This is a genomic window from Micromonospora tarensis (assembly GCF_016803395.1).
Classification (GTDB): domain Bacteria; phylum Actinomycetota; class Actinomycetes; order Mycobacteriales; family Micromonosporaceae; genus Micromonospora; species Micromonospora tarensis.
Window position 1 is genome coordinate 1 of sequence record NZ_JAEVHL010000324.1, and the last position, 5,838, is coordinate 5,838.

General features: G+C 72.5%; 7 protein-coding genes and 1 pseudogene. 3 read left to right on the top strand and 5 right to left on the bottom strand.

The window, feature by feature from the left end; translation table 11 throughout:
- Nucleotides 1–141: 141 nt before the first annotated feature.
- From JM949_RS32755 to JM949_RS32765, 3 genes and pseudogenes are all read right to left on the bottom strand, one after another.
- A pseudogene (locus JM949_RS32755) lies at nt 142–824 on the bottom strand (response regulator).
- A complete protein-coding gene (locus tag JM949_RS32760) occupies nt 815–1,972 on the bottom strand; it encodes a sensor histidine kinase (protein ID WP_203151936.1) in 1,158 nt (385 codons plus the stop codon). Before JM949_RS32760 ends, JM949_RS32755 begins: the two are co-directional and overlap by 10 nt.
- Before the next feature lie 109 nt (nt 1,973–2,081).
- Nucleotides 2,082–2,864: a DedA family protein gene (locus JM949_RS32765; protein WP_203151937.1), complete on the bottom strand. Its 783-nt coding sequence runs from the start codon at nt 2,862–2,864 to the stop codon at nt 2,082–2,084.
- On the opposite strand from JM949_RS32765, the gene JM949_RS32770 reads away from it, so the two are divergent.
- The 3 genes from JM949_RS32770 (at nt 2,863) to JM949_RS32780 (ending at nt 4,735) form a co-directional block, all read left to right on the top strand.
- Nucleotides 2,863–3,645: a carbon-nitrogen hydrolase family protein gene (locus tag JM949_RS32770; protein WP_203151938.1), complete on the top strand. Its 783-nt coding sequence runs from the start codon at nt 2,863–2,865 to the stop codon at nt 3,643–3,645. The two genes, JM949_RS32765 and JM949_RS32770, sit on opposite strands and share 2 nt — an antisense overlap.
- Before the next feature lie 61 nt (nt 3,646–3,706).
- Nucleotides 3,707–4,207: a DinB family protein gene (locus JM949_RS32775; RefSeq protein ID WP_203151939.1), complete on the top strand. Its 501-nt coding sequence runs from the start codon at nt 3,707–3,709 to the stop codon at nt 4,205–4,207.
- 9 nt (nt 4,208–4,216) lie between these two features.
- Nucleotides 4,217–4,735 (top strand): GNAT family N-acetyltransferase, encoded by a 519-nt coding sequence (locus JM949_RS32780; RefSeq protein ID WP_203151940.1) that lies wholly within the window; start codon nt 4,217–4,219, stop codon nt 4,733–4,735.
- Here the strand turns inward: JM949_RS32780 and JM949_RS32785 are convergent.
- Nucleotides 4,725–5,366 carry a histidine phosphatase family protein gene (locus JM949_RS32785; protein WP_203151941.1) on the bottom strand — a complete coding sequence of 214 codons (642 nt, stop codon included), beginning with the start codon at nt 5,364–5,366 and terminating at the stop codon, nt 4,725–4,727. The two genes, JM949_RS32780 and JM949_RS32785, sit on opposite strands and share 11 nt — an antisense overlap.
- Before the next feature lie 33 nt (nt 5,367–5,399).
- Nucleotides 5,400–5,657, bottom strand: coding sequence for a hypothetical protein (locus JM949_RS32790; RefSeq protein WP_203151942.1), 258 nt, complete (start codon nt 5,655–5,657; stop codon nt 5,400–5,402).
- Nucleotides 5,658–5,838 lie beyond the last annotated feature (181 nt).

Below are 5,838 nucleotides of genomic sequence, written 5' to 3' on the forward strand. Positions count from 1 at the left end.
CCAAGGCCGAGTGATCGGCCGAGGTCCTGCGATCGTCAGGGTGTGTAACGACCCCGGCCCAGCCATGATTCCGGCCCACCGGTGCAGCCGGTCACACCCAGAAGGCATGGGCTGGACAGACGCCCCGCACGACTTTGACAGTCAGGCCAAACCGGTCGTCACGTCGATTTCGACGGAATCGATGGGACCGAGGTAGCGCAGGACAGCGAGGATTCGGCGACTGTAACCGGTCGCGTGGGCAAGGTCGAGCTTGTCGAAGATGGCGTTGACGTGCTTCTCCACCGCGCTCTGTGAGACGTGCAGCCGCTCGGCTATGGCGAGGTTCGTATGCCCCTGGGCCATTTCGTGCAGTACGTCCCGTTCACGCGGGGTGAGGCGACCGAGTGGATCGGCCCGGTCGGAGCCGGCCACCACCTGACGGACCACCTCCGGGTCGAGTGCGGTTTCCCCGGCGGCTACCCGGTCGAGGGCGTCGAGGAAGTCGTCCACTTGGGCGACGCGGTCCTTGAGCAGGTAGCCGACCCCTTCTGGGCGATCCGCGAGTAGCCGGCCGGCGTAACGCCTCTCCACGTACTGGGAGAGCACGAGGACGCCGGTGGCCGGCCACGCCGACGGATCTCCAACGCGGCGCGTAGCCCGTCGTCGGTATGGGTGGGCGGCATCCTGACATCGGTGACAACGACGTCGGGACGGGACCGTTCGACCGCCTCGACCAGCTCGTCGGCAGTACCGACCGCGGCGACCACCTCGTGGGCCTCTTCGGCGAGCAGCCGGGTGAGGCCCTCCCGGAGCAGCGTCGAGTCCTCGGCGAGAACTAGCCGCACGGCAACTCCGTCAGCACTGTCGTCGGACCGCCGGCCGGACTCTGCACCGTCAGGCGGCCGTCCAGCGCGGCGACGCGGCGCGCCAGCCCGGACAGGCCACGGCCGGCCGGGTCGGCACCGCCGACGCCGTCGTCGTGCACGCGCATCCGAATCCAACCCTCCCGCACCTCGATCTGGACCGCGACCAGGGTAGCGGCGGCATGCTTCGCCGCGTTGGTGAGTGCCTCGCAGGCGACGAAGTAGAGCACCGTCTCGATCTGCCGGTCGGGGCGAACCGGCAGCGCACAGTGGATCCGGACCGGCACCTCGGAGCGGCGGGCGACCATCGCCAGCACCTCACCCAGGTCGCTGCTGTCCAACGCCGACGGATAGACCCGCCACGCCACCTCCCGCAACTCCTCGACGGCCCGCTGCACGTCCTGGTGTGCCTGAGCGAGCAGCGCACGGGTGCGGTCCGTGTCACGGGCCCGCCGGGCCCGGCCGAGCAGCATGCCGAGCGCGACCAGCCGCTGCTGGAGGCCGTCGTGCAGGTCACGTTCGATGCGCTGCCGCTCCGCGTCGACCGCGGCGATGACGCCGGCTCGGCTGCTGGTCAGCTCCTGGACCCGCCGGGTCAGCTCCGCCCGACTTCCCGGGCCGAGCAGGCGTCGCGCCAGCCGGACGTCCAGAGCGGCGATACTGGCGAGAGCCTGGACGTTGAGCAGGAGCAGCACCGCCCCGACCGTGACCTGGGACAGCGCATCGGCGAGGGTCAGCTCGCCGCGCAGCACCGCGCGCAGGACGATCCCGGCCAGCACCGCGCCGATGCCCAGCAGGGCGTACGCCAGCAGAGCGAGGGTGCCGGGCAACAGCCGGGCGGCCAGGTAGCCGAGCTGCCGTCGGGTGGCCACCTCGCCGAGCACGGACAGCTCGCCTCCGGCGTGCAGGCCGGCGAGGCGGTGGCGTTCCAGCCGCACCAGCCACCCGGCACCGCTGCGGATCAGGTCCCCAACCCGGCGGCTGGCCGGGGGCGCGATCGCGGAGACGCTGACCGCGACGGCGGTCACGCCCAGGAAGGCGAGCTCGACGGCGGCCGTCGCGATTCCGACGGCGACGCCGACCGGCAGCCGGAGCCGACCCCACCACGCGACCGGTCGCCTCCGCACCATCGTGCCGTCCCTCCCCTGGTCGATTCCGTGCCCGCTGCCCTGCTTCACCTGACGCGTTGGCGGGCGGGCCGGCGGTGCGTGGGGTGAAGCAGCGGCGCTCGGCGACACGCTAGTGCTCGTCCGAGGCCCACGATCCGCCCCGGTAGAGGGTGCCCCGCCCGCCGGGGTCGGGCACGCCGTGCAGCGAGTGCTGCTCGGCGTCGGTCGGCTCGGAGATCTGGGCGCCACGGCGGGCGCGCAGCACCCGGGAGCCGACGAACCAGGCGAGCGCCGCCGCGCAGACCACGATCACCACGTTCTGGAGGGTGCCGACATAGCCCTCGACGAGGTGCCAGTTGTCCCCGAGCAGATAGCCGGCGAGCACGAACGTGGTGTTCCAGATCAGGCTGCCCAGGGTGGTGTAGAGGAGGAAGATCCGCACCGGCATTCGCTCCACCCCGGCCGGAATGGAGATCAGGCTCCGGAAGATCGGGATCATCCGGCCGAAGAAGACCGCCTTCACTCCGTGGCGCAGGAACCAGGCCTCGGTCCGGTCCACGTCGCTGAGCTTGACCAGTGGCAGCCGGGCCACGATGGCGCGCATCCGATCGCGGCCGAGCGACGCGCCGATCAGGTAGAGCGCCAGCGCCCCCAGCACCGAGCCCAACGTGGTCCAGAAGATCGCACCGACCAGACTGATCCGACCCTGCGCGGCGACGAACCCGGCCAGCGGAAGGATCACCTCGCTGGGAATCGGCGGGAACAGGTTCTCCAACGCCACCGCCAGGCCGGCACCCGGCCCGCCGAGCCGTTCCACCAGGTCACTGACGTAGCCGACGATCCCACCCTGCGGCGGTTCCGCTACCGCGGTGGGGGTTCCGGTGGCGAGCACGACGTGCGACGTTCGAATCATGCCCCCACGCTACGAAGCGATCCTGAGAGTCGACCATGCGGTCGACCACCCGGCCGGACGGGTCGACCACACCGCCGGGGGTGTGGAAAACCGCACCCCGCTACGGCTCGCGGTGGCCCAGCCGCGGTGCGTAGCCCTGGACGTCGCGGCGAACGCGCGGGCGCACGCGGCCGCGGTCCGCGCGGCGCGCGCCCGGGTGGTGGTCTTTCCGGAGCTGTCGCTGACCGGGTACGAGTTGGACGCCCCGGTCGTGTCGGTCGACGACCCACTGTTGGTGCCGCTGATCGAGGCGTGCGCGGAGACGGGCACGTGGGCCCTGGTCGGTGCGCCGGTGGTGGGCGACCACATCGCGATGCTGGCGGTGACCGGCGACGGGGTGTCGGTGGCGTACCGGAAGATGTGGCTGGGTGACGCGGAGGCCCGCCGGTTCCGGCCGGGCAACGCCCCAGCCGTGCTCACCGTGGACGGCTGGCGGCTGGGGTTGGCGATCTGCAAGGACACCGGCGTCGCGGCGCACGCGGCCCGGACCGCCGCGCTCGGCATCGACGGGTACGTGGCGGGAGTCCTGGAGTCGGCGCGCGACGCCGCCGTGATCGACCAGCGGGCGCGGCGCGTCGCCACCGCTCATGGCAGCTGGGTCGCGGTGGCGAGCTTCGCCGGGTCGACCGGCGGCGGCTACCCCGAGGCCGCGGGTCGGTCGGGCATCTGGCAGCCGGACGGCGAGGTGTACGCCCGGGCGGGCGCCGACCCGGGCGGCTGGATCACCGTCAGCATCGGTTGACCGGTCACGACCCGTCGGTGCGCTGTTTGCGCGTCGGCGGCGGCCTTGGAATGCTTCGCGGGTGACCACCTTCCCGGGGACCTTCGCCGACGATGTCATCGGCCAGCCGGCCAAGACGCAGTTCGAGGCCTTCATCGACGAGCACCGCAGGGCGCTCAACGGCTGCCTGGACGGGCTGACCGAGGAGCAGGCGCGCCGGTCGTTGGTGCCGTCGCGGACCACACTGCTGGGGCTGGTGAAGCACACCGCGTTCGTGGAGAGGGTCTGGTTCGACGAGGCCGTCACCTGCCGGTCGCGCGCCGAGATCGGCATCCCCGCGACGCCGGACGAGTCGTTCATCCTCGACGACGACGACACCGTCGCCAGCATCCAGCGGTCGCACCGGGAGGCGTGCGAGGCGTCCCGCCGGGCGACGGCGTCGCTGGGGCTGGACGACGTGTTGCGCGGCAACCGGCGCGGGCCGCTGCCGCTGCGCTGGGTCTACCTGCACGTGTTGCGCGAGCTGGCCCAGCACTGCGGGCACGCGGAGATCCTGCGCGAGCAGATCCTTGCCGCCGAGTAGCGTCGCCCGATGCCCGTGTTGGTCGCGCCCACCGTCGCCCTGCACGCCGCCTGGCTGGAGGCGCACGACGAGTGGGGTCCGGGCCGGCACGAGGACGGTTTCGGGCTGCGGGCGACCGATGAGGTGCGCTCGCCGGCCGGGTTCGCGGCCTGGGTGACCCGGCTGAACGACCGGTCGGATCCGGACCGGCCACTGGACGCCGGTCGGGTGCGGTGCACGTACCGGTGGATCGTCGAGGACGACCGGGTGCTCGGCGGGATCGCGTTGCGACACGACCTCGACGACCACCTGTTGCGGGTCGCCGGCCATATTGGCTACGGCATCCGCCCGTCCGCACGCCGTCGTGGGCTGGCGACCTGGGCGCTGGGCCGGATGCTCGACACGGCGCGGGCCCTCGGTCTGGATCGGGTGCTGGTGCTCTGCGAGGTGGACAACACCGCGTCGGCGCGGACGATCGAGCACCACGGCGGCGTCCTCGAGCCGGTCCCGGGCCCCGCGCCGGTACGGCGGTACTGGATCACCCTCTAGCCCACCCACCGGTGTCGGCGAAGCGGCGTAGCGTCCAGCGGGCCGGCGGCCAGTCGCCGGGGTCGTGGTCGGTGGTCCACTCGGTGATCGAGGCCGGGGGCACGTCCAGGTCGAACGCCCGGAAGATGGGCTGCGCGCCGAGCGCGTGGAACGCGCCCTCGACGGTTTCGCTGTGCCCGACCAGGATCACTGTGCCACCCCGGTGCCGGTGGGCGATCTCCATGATCGCGCGGCTGACCCGGACCACCAGTTCGGCCCAGCTCTCGTTGCCCTCCTCGAACGGCCGGAACACGCCCCCTCCCGGTACCGCGTGCTCGGTCCGGAAGCGGGCGGTCGGCATGCCGTCGGCGTACGGGGGTGTGTGCCAGGTGCACAGCCCGCAGTCGGCCACCGATCGGACGCCGAACGCCGCGCCGATCGGTTGCGCGGTCTCGACGGCCCTGCGCAGCACGGACGAGTAGACCGCCACCGGCCGGTCGGCTGCGACCTCACCGGTGAGCCGCTGCGCCAGGTGGTGTGCCTGCTCGTGGCCCAGGGGGGTGAGGCCGAGACAGCCACGTGGCCCACCGATGATGCCCTCGATCTGGTGGAGCGACTCGCCATGTCGCACGAAGATCAGACGTGTCCGCATCGGGACATCATGCCAGCGGCATCGACGGAGGTATCAGTCGTCCGTACGGCCACTGGAGGAGCTGCTGGCCTGACCGAGCAGCGCGTCGAGTTGAGCGCCCGTGCGCGCCGGCAGCCGGTCGCGCTCGACCAGCTCGGCGATGTGCTCCCGCAGGTCGGCGACGCGCTTGGCGCGGTCCTTGGTACGGCGGCTCAGGTCGGCGAGGTCGTCGCGCAGGTCCTCGGCGGTCCGCCGGTCGACGTCGCCATGGGCGACCGCGGTGGCCAGGACGGCGGCGAACTCGCTGCTCACCTCTCGGAGGCTGACCGGCACCTGTTGCCCGACCGTCGGGGGCGGGCTGCTGGCGGTGGGGCGCGGGGAGGGCGGCGCGGCCGGCGTCGGTGAGTGCGTGGTGGGTGTGGGCGCCGGGCTGGAGGCCGAGGGCGCCCCGGCGATGTCGGCCGGGTTGGGTGTGCCCGGACTGTCGAACGGG